Here is a 16,809-nt window from a genome sequence, read left to right as displayed (position 1 = left end):
GTCTTGCATCACGCTGACAAGATATTTTTCGTCGTATCTAAGCATCGGTATTGCCTTTTGGATTTTAGGCGTCCACATGCCAAATTCAAACAAATCCACCACCCCAGGGGCAAATCTCTTCACAATCTCTTTCGGATTGCTCGCTGGACATGGGGTTATGGGTTCAACTGAGCAATAGGTCGATACACCGTGCTTGTGCAGCTCTTCAAGCGCAAAAATTTTGTCACAAGTTCGCGATGTATTCGGTTCCAGCTGTTTGCGGTAGGTTTCATCAAGCGTGGTTATGGTCAAGCCAACCCTGCATTTATCATACCCGCTAAACACATCCATATCCCTCAACACCAGCACGCTCTTTGTAAGTATCGTAAAGGGCAGGTCATTGGCTCTAAGCAATTCAACGACTTGGCGGGTCAGGCGGTGCTCTAATTCCAAAGGCTGATAGCAGTCAGTCACCGAGCAAACCATTATATCTTTAATGGCCTGTTTCGCGATTGGGTCGTTATTTAATCTTTTTATATCACTCTTAAGGCCATCAACAACTGATAATCTTGGTTCAGCCGATGCCCATTTTGTCGCGTTCATTTTTCTCGCTATCCGTCCATAACAATAGAGACACCCATGCTCACAACCGTTATAACAGTTGATGCAATACCCAAAATTTGTTCCACTCGACCTAATAGCTTTTAAGTTCTCGTTCATTTCCTATCCTTCATCAATTCATTTTTCAGCGTTATTCAATGAATTGAGCCCTACTTGGGTATGATTGAGCGTCGTTTTTAAGACCCTACCACTATACCACAAGTGTTCTTAGTATGTCAAGACCCAATTCTGGCTTTATGTTTAATAAAACATACGTAATATGGCATATAATAAAACAATTGTTATAAAAATAAAAAGCCACAAAAACATTATGTTTTAGGGGATTATGGCTTTATGGCAAGATTTAACATTTCTAAATTGGCTTTTGCTTAAACTGGCTTTTGCTTTTTTGGGGCTTAAGAATGGAATAATATTTACCTTTAAAAATTACAGAAATCGGGTTTTTGTATTCCAAATGATTCTGAAGAGGGGAATTTTTCAGTCGCCGCGAATCCTGAAAATTGTGTTGTCAAATGCGGAAGACACATCCATGGCTCGTACAAAACAACGCTCCCTTTTTTATAACATCGGGGGGGCATAATAGAGAACTATTTAGTGATATTACAAAGTTAACAAAAAACAACAATAGAGCTAATTACGACCACTAAAGCCCCGCATGTTATTGAACGTGAGGCGTTGACAGTTGGCGTAGCTAGGCGTTAGCCTGTAGATATCCTAACTATAGGAAAATTGAAAGGAGGATGACAGAGGATTTGAAGCTGAATACAGGGGCAGTACAGGATTCTGTGACATCCTGCGTGTAAAGCAGGCGCTCTAACCAGCTGAGCTAACCGCCCGTGACTCCGTCATTTTAGACCAAAAAGACTCTATCTGTAAAAAGAGCGTCAGTTTGAAGCCGTCTGTGGGAAATCCGCCGTCCAGGGCTGCCCCGCTCCTGTTTGGCTGCCACAGAGCTTCTGGCTCATGATGCTGCCGGTCGCCGGCAACGCAACGGCGTGGTGAAGTTGTCTTTGAGAAGATGGCGCGCTTGGCGGGGCTCGAACCCACGACCTCAGCCTTCGCAGGGCTGCGCTCTATCCAACTGAGCTACAAGCGCCCGAGCCCGGGAGAAATGGTGCCGAAGGAGAGATTTGAACTCTCACGCCCTTGCGGACACTACGCCCTGAACGTAGCGCGTCTGCCGTTCCGCCACTTCGGCTAGGTTTGGATTACGGGCAAGTGATAATTATACTTAGATGAGATGGATACTGTCAATCGGAGGCATCGATGAGAGTGATTCTCTTCACGGGCAAGGGCGGCGTCGGTAAGACCAGCCTGGCGGCGGCTACGGCCATCCGCTCCGCCGACATGGGCAAGCGCACCATCGTGTTGTCCACCGACATCGCTCACAGCCTTTCGGACTCCCTCGACATGCAGCTCAGCAATGACCCGAAACCGATCGTCCCCAATCTCTGGGGGCAGGAGATCGAGATCTACCAGACTCTGGAGAGTTACTGGGGCACTATCCAGCGTTATATCTCGGCGCTCATGGCCTGGCGGGGGATGAGCGGTATTGTCGCCGACGAAGTGGCCATCCTGCCCGGCATGGAGGAACTGGCTAACCTGCTCTATATCGCCCGCTACCAGAAAGAGGGCAAGTACGACGTGGTCATCGTCGATTCCGCGCCGACCGGCGAGACGCTGCGGCTCCTCTCCTTCCCGGATATGATGCAATGGTGGATGAACCGACTCTTTCCCATCCAGCGCCGGGTGGCATCCATCATGCGGCCGGTGGTGGGAGCCGTCTCCGATATCCCACTGCCTTCCAATTCAGTGCTGGACGCCGTGGCGGAGCTTTATGCCGAACTCGAAGACGTGCACAAGCTTCTCCTCGACGGCGACCAGTCCTCCATACGGCTGGTGGTCAACCCGGAGAAGATGGTCATCAAAGAGGCGCAGCGGACGCTGACCTACCTGAACCTGTTCGGCTACGCCACCGACGCCATCATCGTCAACCGGATTCTGCCGAAAGGGATCCAGGACGACTATTTCAGCGCCTGGAAGGAAAGCCAGCGGAAATACATCGAATACATCGACGAGACTTTTTCGCCGCTGCCCATACTCAACATGCCGCTTTTGGACCAGGAGGTGGTGGGGATCGACATGCTGCGGCGGATGGCCGATGCCGTCTATGGCGACGGCGATCCAACGAAGTTCTTTTACCAGGGCCGGGCTCAATCCATCGAGAAGGTGGCCGACGGCTATATCCTGAGCCTGAAGCTGCCCTTTGCCAGTAAGGAGCAGGTGGACCTCATTCACAGCCGGGACGAACTCAACCTCAAGGTGGGCAGTTACCGGCGCACGGTGGCTCTGCCTCACGTGCTGACCCGGCTGAAGGTGGTGGAGGCGAAAATGGAAGACCACGTTCTGAACATCCGGTTCCACCAGGAGCATATGTCGGATGAAACCGGCGACAAGAAGCATAAAAAATAATACCGGAGGGTAATCAAAATGAGCGACAGCATGTTCGAGATCTCTTTTCAGCCGGGTGAGGAAGTGGTGATCAAGCTGAAGGCGCCCGATCTCAAGAGTAGGCTCCGGGGTGAGACCTTTCAGCACTTGGTCGGCGCCAAGAAGGAAATGCTGCTGGCGCTGCGTAGCCTGCTGGACGAGGCGATCGCCAAGACGGAAGACGTTGCGGCGCCGTCCCAGGAGAAGACCCGCATCAAGGTGGAATAGGCTGCGCCTGCATCGCCACGGTGTACCGGGATATTCTGTTGTTAAAGAGCGTTCCGCGGGTGAGCGGATATTGTTGAGTGTTTAGCTGTGGTTACGGCGACATCGGCCGTCGCCAGAAAATAAAAATTCTCAATTCAATTCCGCTGCTTAGCTTTGGGCTGAATGTGGGATTCGATATTTGAGTCGAATACAGGTTCTGGAGAAAGACGCGCCGTCCGCATCACCGATTCGTTTCGTTGAAATAATGTTGTACATGTGTTCTATAACCATGTATCAATGATAAGGCTTGGCGGGTGGAATTGTCAATAGGATTTTGGCGGATTTGAGTAATAAAGAGAGGGGCGCTCAAACGAGCACCCCTCTCTGACGTTACGAATCGTAGACGTTGTTAGCTGATGAGTTTGACCTGTTCGTACTTGTAACCGGCACCGTCCTGGACGACCTTCCAAACCTCGAAGGTAGCATCCTGGCGGTCGCCGTACTGGTCGAAGGTGATGACGCCGGAGACGCCGGAGTAGTTCTTGGCGATCTTCAACACTTCAGCGGCGATCTTGGAAGCGTCGGTAGCGCCGACGTTCTGCATGGCTTTCAGAACCAGATTGGCGGCATCATAGGAGAAATCGTTGTAGGTGCCGGGAGCCTGGCCGAATCGAGCCTGGTACTGCTGCGCGAAAGTTGCGGCTAGAGCCAGACCTTCGGGGGCAACAGGGTTGGTACCGATAACCGAGGTAGCCATGAAGGCGGCAGCCTGTGCGTCGGTGATGGTCTTGGGGGCTTTAACACCCTCGGAAGTAATCCATTGGGCGGTGTTGAGGCCGACCTGAGCAGCCTGCTTGAAGACGATCTGAGCGTCATCCTCATAACCGGCATGGACGACTACGTCCGGGTTGGCGGCTTTGACAGCCTGGAGATCGGAGAGATAGTCGAGTTTGAGGGGATCATACTTGATGGTGACAACTACGGTCGCTTTGCCGGCAACCAGCTTGGTCACTTCGTCAGCGATGCCGACACCGTACTGGGTGTTCTGGACGACGATGGCGACTCTCTGATAGCCGGCGTCGTTGATGATCTTAGCCATGGCTTTGCCCTGGAGGGTGTCAGAAGGAGCGGTGCGGAAGAAGAATTGCCGCCAGGACTGCTGGGCGATAGCCGGGGAGGTGGCGGAGGGCGAGATGAGGAGGACACCGTTGTCCGCAGCCCACTGACCGGAAGCCATAACCGCGCCGGAAATCATGGGGCCGATGATGACCTTGACGCCATTGATGGTAGCCAGTTTCTTGACCGCATCAAAACCGGCGGTGGGGTCGGTCTTACCGTCTTCAACGATCAGGTTGACCTTGGCGCCATCGATACCGCCGTTGGCGTTGACCTGTTCGACGGCCAGGATAACGCCATCACGGATGGCGCTGCCGATGCCGGAAAGGGCGCCGCTGAGATCCATGACCGCGCCGATATTGATGTCGGGTTTAACGGTCGAGGTCGGGTCGGTGGTGCCGTTGTCGTTGCAGGCGGCGAAGGTGAATACCATCACCAGGGACAGGAGAAGGACTAGTGCCTTTTTGAGCATGCGCTGTTTTCCCCCTATAAGAATATTAACGTTTGATATTACTACGGCGCCGAACGGGCTGTCAAGGTAAAATGGGACTTAAGACTTAGTCCCTGATTAGAAAAGCTGCGAGGGATGTCCGATTGGTATTTGAGGTATGAGCCCCCCGGGGCTGTTCTGAGCTTTGGGCGCATCACCGGGGGTGGAATGGCGTGATGAGTTTCGCTTCGCTGCACCCCCCTACACGGTCGATGTCGTCAAGCCCAGAGGTCTTCAGCGTCCTTATCACTCACCGTGGTCTTCGCTTCACCCCAGTCCCCGTAACTGGAGCCGTATTCCCGCGGCACGAAGGCGACGGGCATGGGCACGGCATGGCCGAAGATGAGGGCCTGCTGGCGCGCCGAAAGCTTGGCCAGCACGTTCTTGAGCTCGCCCTTGCCGGAGACGCCGGACAGAACGGCGTCGATGTCGCGTTCGGAATCCAGCAGGCAGGTGATCTTGGTGCCGAGCTGGGACATGATCTCCTCGTCGATGCCGGAGGGGCGCTGGTCGATGATAAGCAGGGTGACAGAGTACTTGCGCATCTCCCGGGCGATGGTGCCGAAGATGGTCTGGGCGGCCACGCCGGGATTCAGGAACTTGTGCGCCTCCTCGATGGTGATGACCAGGGGTTTGGGATAGCCGGTATCGGCGGCTATAGCTTTTTCCATGCGGTCGCGGTAGCGGGCGTAGATGCGGCGGGTGAGCATGTTGGCCACCAGGATGTAAGCGGTGATGTCCGTATAGCGGCCGAACTCCAGCACCACGTGCTTGCCGGCCTCAAGGTAAGCCAGGATGCGATCGACGACATCGCCGGGGGCGCTCGAAGAGATGAAAGGTAGGCGCTGGATGGTGTTCAGCCCACGCCTCAGATTCTGGAATGTGCTCTCGTGGATCTTAAGCTCTTCCAGTGTTTCGGAGTCTTCGATCTTTTGAGCGGCGACGATCCAGCCCTTGCCGAAATGCCGACGCAACTGGTAGACGGCCTCCACCGCGGCGTCGGTGAGGTTGAGTGTCTGGCGCAGGAGCGACAGGTCTTCCGGTTCGATCTCCTCGAAGCCGATCCTGACCACGTAGTCAGTGCTGACGCCTCGGCTTTTGGAATTCTCCTCGTCCAGGGTGAACACCGCCACCTGCGACGGGAATAGCTGTTTCAAGGCCTTCACCTGGCGCTTCTTCTCGGAAGTTCCGGCCCAGCCGTATTCGGAATGCATGTCGAAGACCAGGTTGACCGCGGCGCTCTTCTGCAGCAGGCCAATGAGCAGCATTCGGGTGAGGAACGTCTTGCCGGTGCCGCTCTTGCCGAAGATGCCGTTACTGCGCTTGGCGAACTCCGGCAGGTTGAGGCACAGCTTGACCTCCATGTCCAGAGGGTTGCCGATCCAGAATTTGTCCTTGTCTTCTTTGCCGAAGACCGTTTCGATGTCGGCGTCCGAAGCTTCCTTGACCGTCGAAAAATGGCTGGGGATGGTCTTCACCGGCTGGGGGCCCTCGGTGACAGCTTCCCCGCCGCCGATGGTCAGGTACGGGGCGACGTGCAGTGAACCGTAGGCCGAGGTGCCGGAAAGCACTTCGCTGATGAAATCGTCGCCGGACGGGGGCGACACGGTCAGGTTGAGGTCAGTGACTCCCAGCGAAACATCGGTGATCATGCCGAAGAATTTGCGCTTGCGCCCCTCGATGGTGACGTAGCGGCCGACGGCCATGTCCTCGATCGAAGACGCGCCATCGAGTTTGACCTCGATGCCCTTGTTGAGCGAACCGGCGGTGACGATGCCCAGTTTATGTTCGATGCTCATACGGCAAGCCTTTCCAGGATAGTTTTCAAGCGATTGTAGTCCGCGGACAGGAGCTGCGCCAGCGCCCTGCCCGCCGTGACCAGGAACAGCCGCCGGTCTTCGCCCTCGTAAGAGGCGCTCATGCGGCGCACGGCGGCGGCGGTGATCTCCTCGGCGCAGACCGCGCCCTGAGTGGCCAGCAGCAGAGTGACGAAGCCCGTCTTCCGCGAAAACGATCTGACTTCTTCGTCACCGCAGCCGTAGATGAAGCCGTGGAGGCGGGCGGGGCGGGGGGGGAGATAGTAGCGGATGTCGCCGTCGATGCCGTGCCCGACGATGACCGCTTCGATCTCGCACCGCAGCAGTTTTTCGAGCTGGGGATTGGCTTTGAAGATGGCATCCTCGGTTTCTTCATCCCTGCCGCGGGCGACGGGTTTGCGGCCGGGCTCCAGGGACGACGTGGCGACATAGGCGACGACGGCGTATATGGTGGAGCCGTCGATCGACGTTTTGACGAGTGAGCCGAGGGGTGGCGCGGCGTTCAGGTCATAGCACTGGGCGGTGAAGCCGGTGCTGGAGGTTTCTATGACCTCGGCGAGTTTTGATTCGTTAACGGGCAATTATGCCTCCTTGGTGCGGGTTGCACCAACACCTGTTTTATTTTAATTCAGCCTGTTTGGACGCTGGTTTTAAGAAAGGGTTATTATCCATCAGAATTGCCGGATAAAAGAGGGTTCTGGTGCCGGTGCGGGAGTGGACGAACCGGTTCTCAATGGGGTTACTTTGGTCTTCCAGCATCTTTTTAATCGTCCACTGCACACGACCGCCCTCGATGGGCTGGAGCTTTTTCTTGATGATCAGTTCCCGCAGGTAGTCGTTGAAGTCGGAATAGGTGACGTAACCGCGTTTGGCAGCCGCGTCGCGGGCGACGCTCAGGATTTTTGCTTTGTCCAGTTCATACATAGTTTGGCTCCTTTGGGGACCGCCCCCTCACCTTAGTCCTCTCCCCGCGGGGGAGAGGAGATTGGAATGGATTTTAGTTAGACCCATCTCGCTTGTTTGATGAAGCTCTTGGCTGAGATGTTGGTGGGCAAGCCCTGCTCTGCCAGATAGACGTCCACCACCTCGTAGAAGACCGCCCGGTCGGCGCCGGTGACCACTGCCTGCTCGTGGGCTTCAGCCAGGGCGACGGGGTAGCCGTTGCCTTTTTTGACCTGTTCCAGGATGAGTGAATGGATGAAAGCGATCCGGCCAGGGGCCTCAGCCAGCCAGCAGGGCAGCTCGACGCGGGCTATTTCGTCTTCCAGTTTAAGGTAGAAGAAGCAGATGCGGTGCTCGCCGTAGTACTGTCCCAGTACCTTGGAGGTGCTCTCGAAGACGGCGGAGCGTTCCCCAACATCGAGAAAGCGATCGAAGAGCTTGGAATCGGAGACGCCTGAGAGCGGGTCGCAGGGGCGGGTGCCGGGCTTCAAGTCGCCGCAATGCTTATCGCAGTTGGCGGGTTCCCAGGGGCAGAGCGTCAGGCGGAGGGTGTTGACCACCTCCTCGCCGCCCGGCTGAGAGATGTAACTGGCCAGCCCCAGCGGCCGACCGGTGCAGAGCTTTCTGAAATCGCCGAGGCATTTCAGGTAGCCGTTATCCAGCAGTTCGCGGAGGACATAGGCGTCATAATTCTGAGTGGTCAGGCTCCAGCGGATGAGTGTGCCGTCGGACAGGGCGAGGGCGGGGTGGTCCGGCGGCAGCGCTGCCGCCAGTTCCGCCAGGGCGGAAAATTCCTCGACGTCACGTTTGATGCCAAGCAGCGCCCCTTGGAGGGGCGTTTCCCGGTTACCATCAGGGTCGCGGATGACCAGTTCGTCATCTTCCGACAGGAGGCGCGGCAGGCTGTCCAGGGCGGCGCCGAAATCATCGCCGTAGTCCAGCCGCACCGTGCCGATGTTGATGAGACAGCAGGGGGCGGAGTGGTGGCGGTCGAAATCGATATGGGAGCCGTCGGTGGCGATGACGGAGTAGGAGGGGGGCGGGGAGGAGGGCTGGTGCCTTTCATCGATCTCACCCGATGGGGCAGCCAGCAGGAAGCCGGTTTTGCTAAGGCGCACCTTGTCGCGGAGGGTGGCGGTATCGATGCCGCTGGAAAGGCGGGTCGCAGCAGCGGTCAGGGCAGCACTGCGTTCGGCGCCGCTTTGCTTCAGTTTCTCAGCCATGGAGCCGATCTGCCCCGCTACCTTGGTGATGTCGAGAGACAAGCGTTAACTCCCTTGTTTATGGGCTAAGTATAGTTTATGGGGGTGACAGTCACAAGGATTTTGTGAACACAAGTCCGGGCTGGGGGAAATCCTCATATCTAATAACTTAATCCCTTCGTTGGATATTCCCAATACTACAAATCGCTCCGTACGAAGTGATAGAATGACGGCAATCCGATTCGATACAGGAGAAACGAATATGCCATCTTTAGATGTAGTCAGCGATGTCGATATGCAGGCGCTGGATAACGCTATCAATAACGTCAAACGCGAGATCACCACGCGTTACGATTTCAGGAATATTAAGAGCGAGATTACTCTCGACCGCAAGGAAAAGACCATCCACATGGAAAGCGGCGACGACGTCAAGGTCAAGGCCATGACCGAGATCCTCATCGGCCAGGTGATACGTTTCGGGCTGGATTCGAAATGCCTGGACTTCGGCAAGATGGACGCCACGGCGCAGGGCGGGGCGGAGATCGAGGTCAAGATCAAAGAGGGCATCCCCAAGGAGACGGCGCAGAAGATCGTCAAATTCATCAAGTCGCTCAAACTTAAGGTGGAGCCGGCCATCCAGGGCGAGCAATTGCGGATCACCGGCAAGCAGATCGATGACCTGCAGGCGATCATGACGCAGCTCAAGGATCAGGATTTCGATGTGCCGTTGCAGTTTGTGAATATGAAACGGTAGCTGTCAGCTTTCAGCTATCAGCTTTAGTAAACGGACAAAAAAATGGGGAGCCCCCAGCCAGGCAGTCGGGGACGTTTACGTCAGGCGGTTGTTTGTACCTTGGCGATTAAAACGTGCCACCGTGTGAGACGGGCATCGAGATTTTTCGCTTCGCTCAGAAAGACAATGTGGGTGGGCGGTTGTTTTCGTGGGCGAAGACATAATATTTGCTATAATGACGGGCTATGCTGGCTTTACTTGCTTCAGTCTTCATCATCTCCCTCTCCGGCGCGTTGATGCCCGGGCCGATGTTTGCCACGGTGCTGGCTAAGAGCTATAAATCGCCGTGGGCCGGGGCGCAGGCGTCGCTGGGACATGCAGTCGTCGAGGTACCGCTTATAATGCTCATCTACTTCGGCGCCGCCACGTTCTTCGAGCAGACGGCGGTGCAGTTCATCCTTGGGGTGGCGGGTGGGGGCATGGTGGTGTGGATGGGCATCGGTATGTTCCGCGCCCGTAAGGTTTTGGCCACCGGGCAGAAGGACACTCCTTACAACGCTTTCACCGCCGGCATCATGCTCTCGGCGGGCAATCCGTTCTTCATTTTGTGGTGGGCAACGGTTGGGGCGCTCTTGGTGCTGAGGGCGGCTGAATTCGGCACAGGCGGGCTGTGGGCGCTGGTCCTGACGCACTGGTCGGTCGATTTAATCTGGCTTTCGATAGTCTCGGCGCTGGTGTATAAAACCCACCGGCTGTGGGCGCCGGCGTTCCAGGTGGCGGTGTTCACCGCCTGTTCTTTACTGCTGGTGGGCTTTGGGGGGTGGTTCATGGTGTCGGGGTTCCAGGCGATCGCATAGGCAGGCTTGCCGTCAACAGCCGGCTGGTTTACTATGAAGGCAGGCAGGAGCCGCCGGGAGGTCAGAAATGAACGTCAGGGATATCTACAACCGAAAAGGCATCGTCTTCAGCTTTGAACTTTTTCCGCCCAAGACGGAAGAAGCCGCGTCGGAACTGTTCGACACCATTAAAGAGCTCAAGCCGCTGGAACTTCCCTGCGTATCGGTGACCTACGGCGCCGGCGGATCGACGCGGGAACTTACCCACGATCTGCTGGTGCGAATCCAGAAGGAGACCGACCTGACCGTCATCTCCCACCTGACCTGCGTCGGCTCGACGCGGGAAGAGATCCGCCAGATACTGGAAAAATACCGGCAAAGCGGTATCGAGAACATACTGGCCCTCCGCGGCGACCCGCCCAAGGGGCAGACCACTTTTGTCCCGGAGGTGGGGGGCTTCAGCTACGCTATCGAACTGGTGAAATTCATCAAGGAGAATTTTCCGGAGATGGGTGTTGGGGTGGCCGGCTATCCCGAAGGGCACCCCCAGACCCCAAACCGCCTCACCGAGATCGAGTACCTGAAAGCCAAGGTGGACGCCGGGGCGGATTACATCTGCACCCAGCTCTTCTTCGACAACCGGGACTTCTACGACTTCCGCGAGCGCTGCGCCCTGGCTGGCATCGACGTGCCCATCGTGGCGGGTATCTCCCCCATCACCTCGGTGAAGATGATGAAAAGAATGGCCGATCTGGCGGCAGGGACCCACTTCCCGGCACCGCTACTGCGCGCCATCAACCGGGCGGAGAACGACGAGTGCGTCAGGGAAGTAGGCGTTCACTGGGCGGCGGAGCAGGTGCGGGATTTGGTGGACCGGGGTGTGGATGGCATTCACTTCTACACGCTGAACAAATCAGATGCAACCTTGCAGATATATAAGGCGTTGGGGGTTACGAGTTCGAAGACGCTTGCTTGAGGGTCTCTGGTAAGTGGATTAACTGGGAGTCCTGTGGCTGAGAGTTTCTATTGTGAGCGAGTTTCTACTCTTCCCTTCAAGTCGTTGACCATCTTCTCCACCCGCCGCGTCCGGGTCTCCGGTTTCTTGGCCTCGATGATGTTTTCCACATATTCATTGCGGTGACTGTAGGGCAGTTTGTTGAAGTAGTCATGGGCGGCGGGGTTATTGTCCAGGGCTGTCAAGAGGTCGGCGGGAATTTCGACGGTGCGTTGTTCGGTGTCCTTTTCCATTATCACGTGGATGGTGTCGCCAGTATGTTTGCCCAGGGCTTTGCGTATTTCCGCGTTGACTCCGATGACATGGCCGCCGGTCATGGGCTTGATGGTGCCGCGGTATTCCACCCCGTCGAAAGTCCCTTTAACGGCGACGCGGGCGCGTGTGCCGAAGGTTTCTTTTACATCGAAGGGCACGCAGATAAAGGCGGCGCGGGGGGCGTCGGGCGGGCTCTGGATGATGGCGTCGAATTCAGGCATGGCGTGCAAATTCCAAGATACAATAACCAAACGATGACCGATAATCAAGTTACGAGCTTTCAGCCGTCAGCTGTCAGCTATCAGAAGGGGACGGGGGGGCGAACAAGAGATTGCTTTCCTTCGACGTTGCTCAGGACAGGCGTCGCTTCGCTCCTCGCAACGTGGGATTTGGAGCTTGTTTGGTGCTTGTCTCTTGGTTATTGGTTATTCGGTATCACGCCTGTCGCAGGAGGCGGATGATCTCGCCGAACTTTGGGGTTTTACCGTACATCAGCAGGAAGGTGCGGAAGATCTTGGCGGAAAGCAGGAGCAAACCGACAGTGGTGAGCGCCATGATGGTCATGCTGGCGGCGATCTGCCACAGGGGTACATCGGCGATACCGATGCGGATGATGGTGGTGATGGGCGCGGTGAAGGGGAACAAGGTTAAAAAGACAGATAGGGGCGCGTGGGGGTTTTCGATGATGAAGACCATGCCCCAGAGAGGAGAAACAGCCAGCAGGCTGAAGATGGTGGCCATCTGCTGGCTCTCCCGGGCGGTTGAGCCGATGCTGCCGACGGCGGCCATGATGATGGCGTACAACAGGTAACCCAGGATGAAGTAGGCCAGCCCCAGGAAAATGAAGGTGGCAGAAACCTGAATGGCGCCGAGGATCTCTGAGAAATTGTCCGAGGCCAGACCTGCCAGCAGCCGCGCCGATACCAGCCAGATCGCCATCTGCGCCAGACCTGCTGCGCCCAGCCCCAGGACCTTGCCGGTGATAAGCTGGCGGCTGGAGACGCTGGAGAGCAGCACCTCCATGATCCGGTTTTCTTTCTCTTCCGCCAGACCCTGAAGCAGGTAGCCGGAAGAGGTGAAGATGGACATCACCAGCAGGATGCTGAAGATGTACGGCAGGACAAATTCGGAAAAACCGCCTTGGGAATCGGCAGGGAGGCCGGTGGCGGGATCGATGACCACGTTGGATAGGTTCACCGGTATCTTGACGCGGTCGATAAGTTCCGGTGAAATCTCCGGGGTGAGCAGGTTGTCCAGCAGCAGATTCCGGATGGCGTTGAAGCGGTCGCCGGGCGTGTCCAGGGAACGGGAGGGAGTGAAGCGGACGATAGAGGCGTTGTCCAGGTAATCAGGGCTGATGATGATGTATTCCGCGATGTCCCCGGCGACGAGGGTTTGATTGGCCGCCTCGATCGTGTCGAAACGGATGAACTGGATGAAACCCTGTTCTTCATGTCCGGTGATGAGCGACGCTGCATCCACATACCCGATCTCGATGGTGTCGACAGGTCCGGGGTCGCCGCCATCGGTGATGCCGGAGATTATCTGCCCGCCCAGGATGGCCAGCAGTCCAATCAGCGGGAAGGCGACGGTCATGACGATGAAACCGACGCGGCGGATCAGCGTCCGGAACTCATGGGTGAAAATCAGGTAGGTCTTGTTCATGGCTGTTTCACTACCTGAACGAAGATCTCATCCAGGCTGGGAATGGATATTTCGAAACGGTCGATGGGCACCCCAGCGGCTACCAGTTCTTCGAGTAATGCCTGCGGCGAAGTATCGCCGTTGAGCATCAGTTCGGTGGAGTTGCCCGTGGTTTTTCTGCCGGTGACGCCTTTGAGCAAGGCCGGCAGCGGGGATTCGCTCTCGACGATGGCGGCGTGGCTGCGGTATTGCCGCCGGATCTCATCGAGTTTGCCGTGAAGGATGCGGCGGCCTTTGTTGATCATGAACAGCCGGTCGCACATCTCTTCCACCTCGTTCATGCGGTGGGTGGACAGGATGATGGCCTTGCCTTCGGCCCGGAAGTCCTTGATGGTGTTTTTGAGAAGACGGGAATTGACCGGATCCAGCCCGGCAAATGGTTCGTCGAGGATGATAAGGTCGGGGTTATGGGCGACTGTGACCACGAACTGGATGAGCTGCCCCATACCTTTGGACAGTTCTTCGATCTTCTTGTAGCGGTGCTCGAACAGGTCGAAACGCTTCAGAAGGACCTCCGCCCGCTCGATAGCCGCGTCCCTGCCGGCACCCTTGAGGGAGGCCAGGTAGGCGATAGTGTCCATGATCTTGAGCTTGCGGTAGAGGCCGCGTTCCTCGGGCAGGTATCCAATACGGTTCTTGGAACGCTCACCCAAATGCTCGCCCATGATCCTGATATCGCCGCTGTCCGGCTTGATGATGTCCATCATCATGCGGATGGTGGTTGATTTACCGGCGCCGTTGGGACCGATGAGCGCGAATATCTCGCCGCTGGCGACCTCGAAGGAGACACCGTCGACAACGCGTTTGGCGCCGTAGGTTTTATTGACGTTGGAGAGAGTTACGGCGTGCACCGACTCACCCTCTCCTTCAATTCCTCTCCCATCAAGGGAGAGGAAAGTGTGAACTTATTCATATACAGATGTCAATAATAAAACAATTCCCAATCCGCTGCAATGGACGGATTGGGAATTGTTACTGGTCTTTCGGGCAGTATTCTTTTTAAGAGCGCCATTCAAGGGACCAAATCCCCCTTTACAAAGGGGGAAACAAACGGGAACCGGTTTACTCGGCGGCGGCGCCTTCGGCGGGCGCGGCTACGGCCGCAGCCGCAACCTCTTCAGCCTCGGCCTTGACGCTTATCTCGCCGACCTTGGCGATCAGGGCGTCCGGGTCGGTGAGCACGGTCACGGCGGAATCAAGTTTCAGATCGCGGACGTGGATGGCGTCTTCCAGGGTGGCGAGTACGGAAATATCGATGTTGATGGAAGCCGGCAGTTTAGCCGGAAGGCTCTCGACTTCAACGAAAGCGATCGGGTGAGCCAGGATGCGGCCCTTGGTTTTGAGTGCCGGGGCCTCACCAATTAAGTGCAGGGGGATTTTGGCGGTGATCTTTTCAGTCATCTTGACCTGGTAGAAATCGACATGGAGCAGGTTAGCTCCGACGGGGGTGCGCTGCACTTCCCTGATAAAGGCCATCCGCGGCTCTTTGGCGCCGGTATCCATTGAAACCAGGCGGGTTTTGCCAGCGACGGAGATGACATGCTGAAGGGCGGCGGTATCGGCCTGGAGAGTTTCCGACGGGATGTTGTGGCCGAAAATGTGGCACGGGGTAACCCCGGCGCGACGCAGGAAGCGGTTCTTGTTGCCGGTGACGGTGCGCTCAGTAAGGGTAATTTCGATTTTATCCATTTGACCTTTGATCCTCCATTTAATTCAACAAATGATAATTAAAGCAGAGATGGGGACCGTTCGTCAATGGGGATAAGTGTTATGTGAAGCACTAGTTATTAGTTGATAGTTGATAGTCACCAGGTTCGAGGTTCTACGGGTTCTAGCGAATGCGGTAATGGCGGATCTCTCCCTGGCGGATCTTACTCATGATGAAAGCTTTAAATGCGCGTGAAGCCAGCGCCCTGGTTTGCGGGATCATGAGGGAAAAACCGGCCAGGTCGGTGATGACTCCGGGTGTCAGCAGTAACAAACCCCCGATCAGGATCAAGGCCCCCTGGAGGATGTCATCGCCGGGCGGGGTGCCCCGTTCGATATGGCTGCGGATCTTTGAAAGGGCGGCGAACCCCTGGCTCCTGGCCAGCACAGCGCCTAGCAGCCCGGTTATTATGACGATGAGAACGGTATTGAAAACACCGATGAAATTTCCGATATAGATGAGCAGGGCCAGTTCCATGAGGGGAATGACCACGAATATCAAAGTTAAAAGCATTACCCGGTCCGTTCCTTCCTGTCTCCCAGCCTCTCGCTGTCACGAAAACCAAAGCTGGAAGTACTCCAGCTTACGTTCAATTCTAACACTCGAAGCTGGAGGGAGCAAAAACTATGCCCTCGCCCTCTTATCCCTCTCCCCCTTCGACAAGCTTGGGGCAGGTTTCGAGGTAGCGGGAGGTTGAAAGGATTACAAATGACAATCGTCGCTATACCCACACTACGACTAACTGATATAATTTATCGCGGCAGGTATGCCGGTGGAGGCGATGTTATCGTAATCAACAAGACCGAGCGATTTTCTCATTATTCCCACCTGGGCGGCGCCGTCGCGGCGATCCTCGGGTTGCTGGCGCTGCTGGGGCTGACCTGGGGACGGTGGGATTACATGGCGGTGACGCTGGTTTACGGGCTGGCGGTAACCACCCTTTTTTCCTTCAGCGCTGTTTATCACGCTTTGAAAAGACGGGACAATGAGATAACCGTCTGGCGGAAACTGGATCATATCGCCATCTTCGTCATGATCGCCGGTAGTTACACGCCGCTGGTTTATTTTTATCTTGAAGGCGCCTGGCGCTGGGGCATGATCATCGGTCCGTGGGCGATCGTGCTGGGGGGTGTCTTTTTAAAGCTGTTCTGGCTGCAGGCTCCCCGGGTGCTGTCGCCGATCTTGTACCTGGGCATGGGCTGGCTGGCGCTGATACCCCTGCGGGAATTGTGGCTGGCGATGCCCCGACTGGCCTTCTGGGGGGTGGTGGCGGGGGGCGTGGCTTACAGCATCGGCGCCGTCATCTACGCGTTGAAACGGCCCAATCCGGTTCCCGGTGTTTTCGGTTTCCATGAGATATTCCATGTCTGGATACTCATCGGCGCGGCCATTCATTTTGCCGTGGTGGTGGGTGCGGTGGTTTAGTCTCGATGGGTGGCGTTAAAAAACAAGATACAAGATACAATAACCAAACAAGCACCAATAACCAAACCTTTGGTTATTGATTATTCAAGGGTGGTGCCGGGAGAGGGGATCGAACCCACACGACCGAAGTCGGCGGATTTTAAGTCCGCTGCGTCTGCCTGTTCCGCCATCCCGGCGCCGTCAAGATTATAGCATAAGAGCGGCAGGGATTTGCCAGTCAGAGCCGCATTTCCGCATCGGTCATGTTTTTTCCTGAGGGTTCGTGAGAT

Annotated in this window: 18 protein-coding genes and 4 tRNA genes; 6 read left to right on the top strand and 16 right to left on the bottom strand. The window is 56.2% G+C overall.

All coding sequences use genetic code 11. The features are described 5' to 3' along the window. The 5 genes from ABFB09_RS07875 to ABFB09_RS07855 form a co-directional block, all read right to left on the bottom strand. The coding region (locus ABFB09_RS07875) for a radical SAM protein (RefSeq protein ID WP_347000956.1) at positions 1-699 on the bottom strand (699 nt) is incomplete at its 3' end. Between the two features lie 668 nt (positions 700-1,367). Then, a tRNA-Val gene (locus tag ABFB09_RS07870) sits at positions 1,368-1,436 on the bottom strand. Further along, positions 1,414-1,647, bottom strand: a complete 234-nt coding sequence (locus ABFB09_RS07865; protein ID WP_347000955.1) for a hypothetical protein — start codon at positions 1,645-1,647, stop codon at positions 1,414-1,416. Before ABFB09_RS07865 ends, ABFB09_RS07870 begins: the two co-directional genes overlap by 23 nt. After that, positions 1,620-1,696: transfer RNA gene (locus tag ABFB09_RS07860), tRNA-Arg, on the bottom strand. Before ABFB09_RS07860 ends, ABFB09_RS07865 begins: the two co-directional genes overlap by 28 nt. Before the next feature lie 16 nt (positions 1,697-1,712). Next, positions 1,713-1,798, bottom strand: a tRNA-Leu gene (locus ABFB09_RS07855). A 68-nt stretch (positions 1,799-1,866) separates the two neighbouring features. Between ABFB09_RS07855 and ABFB09_RS07850 the strand changes: the two genes are divergently transcribed. Further along, positions 1,867-3,072, top strand: coding sequence for a TRC40/GET3/ArsA family transport-energizing ATPase (locus ABFB09_RS07850; RefSeq protein WP_347000954.1), 1,206 nt, complete (start codon positions 1,867-1,869; stop codon positions 3,070-3,072). Positions 3,073-3,090: 18 nt separating this feature from the next. Then, positions 3,091-3,318 carry a hypothetical protein gene (locus ABFB09_RS07845; RefSeq protein WP_347000953.1) on the top strand — a complete coding sequence of 76 codons (228 nt, stop codon included), beginning with the start codon at positions 3,091-3,093 and terminating at the stop codon, positions 3,316-3,318. Positions 3,319-3,706: 388 nt separating this feature from the next. On the opposite strand, the gene ABFB09_RS07840 is transcribed toward ABFB09_RS07845, so the two are convergent. From ABFB09_RS07840 to ABFB09_RS07820, 5 genes are all read right to left on the bottom strand, one after another. Further along, positions 3,707-4,885 (bottom strand): ABC transporter substrate-binding protein, encoded by a 1,179-nt coding sequence (locus ABFB09_RS07840; protein WP_347000952.1) that lies wholly within the window; start codon positions 4,883-4,885, stop codon positions 3,707-3,709. A gap of 236 nt (positions 4,886-5,121) precedes the next feature. Then, entirely contained in the window at positions 5,122-6,702 is a 1,581-nt protein-coding gene (locus ABFB09_RS07835) for an ATP-binding protein (RefSeq protein ID WP_347000951.1), read from the bottom strand. Then, positions 6,699-7,301, bottom strand: a complete 603-nt coding sequence (locus ABFB09_RS07830; RefSeq protein WP_347000950.1) for a hypothetical protein — start codon at positions 7,299-7,301, stop codon at positions 6,699-6,701. The genes ABFB09_RS07835 and ABFB09_RS07830 overlap by 4 nt, the downstream gene beginning before the upstream one ends. A gap of 37 nt (positions 7,302-7,338) precedes the next feature. Beyond that, positions 7,339-7,644, bottom strand: a complete 306-nt coding sequence (locus ABFB09_RS07825; RefSeq protein WP_347000949.1) for a hypothetical protein — start codon at positions 7,642-7,644, stop codon at positions 7,339-7,341. A 77-nt stretch (positions 7,645-7,721) separates the two neighbouring features. Then, a complete protein-coding gene (locus ABFB09_RS07820; protein ID WP_347000948.1) occupies positions 7,722-8,927 on the bottom strand; it encodes a DNA double-strand break repair nuclease NurA in 1,206 nt (401 codons plus the stop codon). A gap of 199 nt (positions 8,928-9,126) precedes the next feature. Between ABFB09_RS07820 and ABFB09_RS07815 the strand changes: the two genes are divergently transcribed. From ABFB09_RS07815 to metF, 3 genes are all read left to right on the top strand, one after another. Continuing rightward, positions 9,127-9,618, top strand: coding sequence for a YajQ family cyclic di-GMP-binding protein (locus ABFB09_RS07815; RefSeq protein WP_347000947.1), 492 nt, complete (start codon positions 9,127-9,129; stop codon positions 9,616-9,618). Positions 9,619-9,842: 224 nt separating this feature from the next. Continuing rightward, on the top strand, positions 9,843-10,454 hold the full coding sequence (locus ABFB09_RS07810) for a LysE family transporter (protein ID WP_347000946.1): 612 nt from the start codon (positions 9,843-9,845) through the stop codon (positions 10,452-10,454). A gap of 67 nt (positions 10,455-10,521) precedes the next feature. Then, positions 10,522-11,409, top strand: a complete 888-nt coding sequence (metF, locus tag ABFB09_RS07805) for a methylenetetrahydrofolate reductase [NAD(P)H] (RefSeq protein WP_347000945.1) — start codon at positions 10,522-10,524, stop codon at positions 11,407-11,409. 47 nt (positions 11,410-11,456) lie between these two features. On the opposite strand, the gene ABFB09_RS07800 is transcribed toward metF, so the two are convergent. From ABFB09_RS07800 to ABFB09_RS07780, 5 genes are all read right to left on the bottom strand, one after another. Next, positions 11,457-11,924, bottom strand: a complete 468-nt coding sequence (locus ABFB09_RS07800; RefSeq protein WP_347000944.1) for a YdeI/OmpD-associated family protein — start codon at positions 11,922-11,924, stop codon at positions 11,457-11,459. 214 nt (positions 11,925-12,138) lie between these two features. After that, the gene (locus ABFB09_RS07795) at positions 12,139-13,368 is read right to left on the bottom strand and encodes an ABC transporter permease (protein ID WP_347000943.1); all 1,230 of its coding nucleotides are present in this window, start codon (positions 13,366-13,368) and stop codon (positions 12,139-12,141) included. After that, entirely contained in the window at positions 13,365-14,258 is an 894-nt protein-coding gene (locus ABFB09_RS07790; protein WP_347000942.1) for an ATP-binding cassette domain-containing protein, read from the bottom strand. The genes ABFB09_RS07795 and ABFB09_RS07790 overlap by 4 nt, the downstream gene beginning before the upstream one ends. A gap of 211 nt (positions 14,259-14,469) precedes the next feature. Beyond that, positions 14,470-15,096 carry a 50S ribosomal protein L25 gene (locus tag ABFB09_RS07785; RefSeq protein WP_347000941.1) on the bottom strand — a complete coding sequence of 209 codons (627 nt, stop codon included), beginning with the start codon at positions 15,094-15,096 and terminating at the stop codon, positions 14,470-14,472. 142 nt (positions 15,097-15,238) lie between these two features. After that, entirely contained in the window at positions 15,239-15,628 is a 390-nt protein-coding gene (locus ABFB09_RS07780; RefSeq protein WP_347000940.1) for an FxsA family protein, read from the bottom strand. Positions 15,629-15,823: 195 nt separating this feature from the next. Here ABFB09_RS07780 and ABFB09_RS07775 point away from each other — a divergent pair, with 195 nt between their 5' ends. Continuing rightward, positions 15,824-16,540: a hemolysin III family protein gene (locus ABFB09_RS07775; protein WP_347000939.1), complete on the top strand. Its 717-nt coding sequence runs from the start codon at positions 15,824-15,826 to the stop codon at positions 16,538-16,540. 91 nt (positions 16,541-16,631) lie between these two features. Here the strand turns inward: ABFB09_RS07775 and ABFB09_RS07770 are convergent. After that, positions 16,632-16,716 (bottom strand) — tRNA-Leu (locus ABFB09_RS07770). Positions 16,717-16,809: the final 93 nt, after the last annotated feature.

This window comes from Dehalogenimonas sp. THU2, assembly GCF_039749495.1.
GTDB lineage: Bacteria > Chloroflexota > Dehalococcoidia > Dehalococcoidales > Dehalococcoidaceae > Dehalogenimonas.
This window is presented reverse-complemented; position numbering and strand designations above follow the sequence as displayed.

Coding starts and splice junctions, on each gene's coding strand:
- ABFB09_RS07850 (WP_347000954.1), top strand. CDS start 1,867: ATGAGAGTGATTCTCTTCACGGGCAAGGGCGGCGTCGGTAAGACCAGC.
- ABFB09_RS07845 (WP_347000953.1), top strand. CDS start 3,091: ATGAGCGACAGCATGTTCGAGATCTCTTTTCAGCCGGGTGAGGAAGTG.
- ABFB09_RS07840 (WP_347000952.1), bottom strand. CDS start 4,885: ATGCTCAAAAAGGCACTAGTCCTTCTCCTGTCCCTGGTGATGGTATTC.
- ABFB09_RS07835 (WP_347000951.1), bottom strand. CDS start 6,702: ATGAGCATCGAACATAAACTGGGCATCGTCACCGCCGGTTCGCTCAAC.
- ABFB09_RS07825 (WP_347000949.1), bottom strand. CDS start 7,644: ATGTATGAACTGGACAAAGCAAAAATCCTGAGCGTCGCCCGCGACGCG.
- ABFB09_RS07815 (WP_347000947.1), top strand. CDS start 9,127: ATGCCATCTTTAGATGTAGTCAGCGATGTCGATATGCAGGCGCTGGAT.
- ABFB09_RS07810 (WP_347000946.1), top strand. CDS start 9,843: ATGCTGGCTTTACTTGCTTCAGTCTTCATCATCTCCCTCTCCGGCGCG.
- metF (WP_347000945.1), top strand. CDS start 10,522: ATGAACGTCAGGGATATCTACAACCGAAAAGGCATCGTCTTCAGCTTT.
- ABFB09_RS07800 (WP_347000944.1), bottom strand. CDS start 11,924: ATGCCTGAATTCGACGCCATCATCCAGAGCCCGCCCGACGCCCCCCGC.
- ABFB09_RS07795 (WP_347000943.1), bottom strand. CDS start 13,368: ATGAACAAGACCTACCTGATTTTCACCCATGAGTTCCGGACGCTGATC.
- ABFB09_RS07785 (WP_347000941.1), bottom strand. CDS start 15,096: ATGGATAAAATCGAAATTACCCTTACTGAGCGCACCGTCACCGGCAAC.
- ABFB09_RS07780 (WP_347000940.1), bottom strand. CDS start 15,628: ATGCTTTTAACTTTGATATTCGTGGTCATTCCCCTCATGGAACTGGCC.
- ABFB09_RS07775 (WP_347000939.1), top strand. CDS start 15,824: ATGACAATCGTCGCTATACCCACACTACGACTAACTGATATAATTTAT.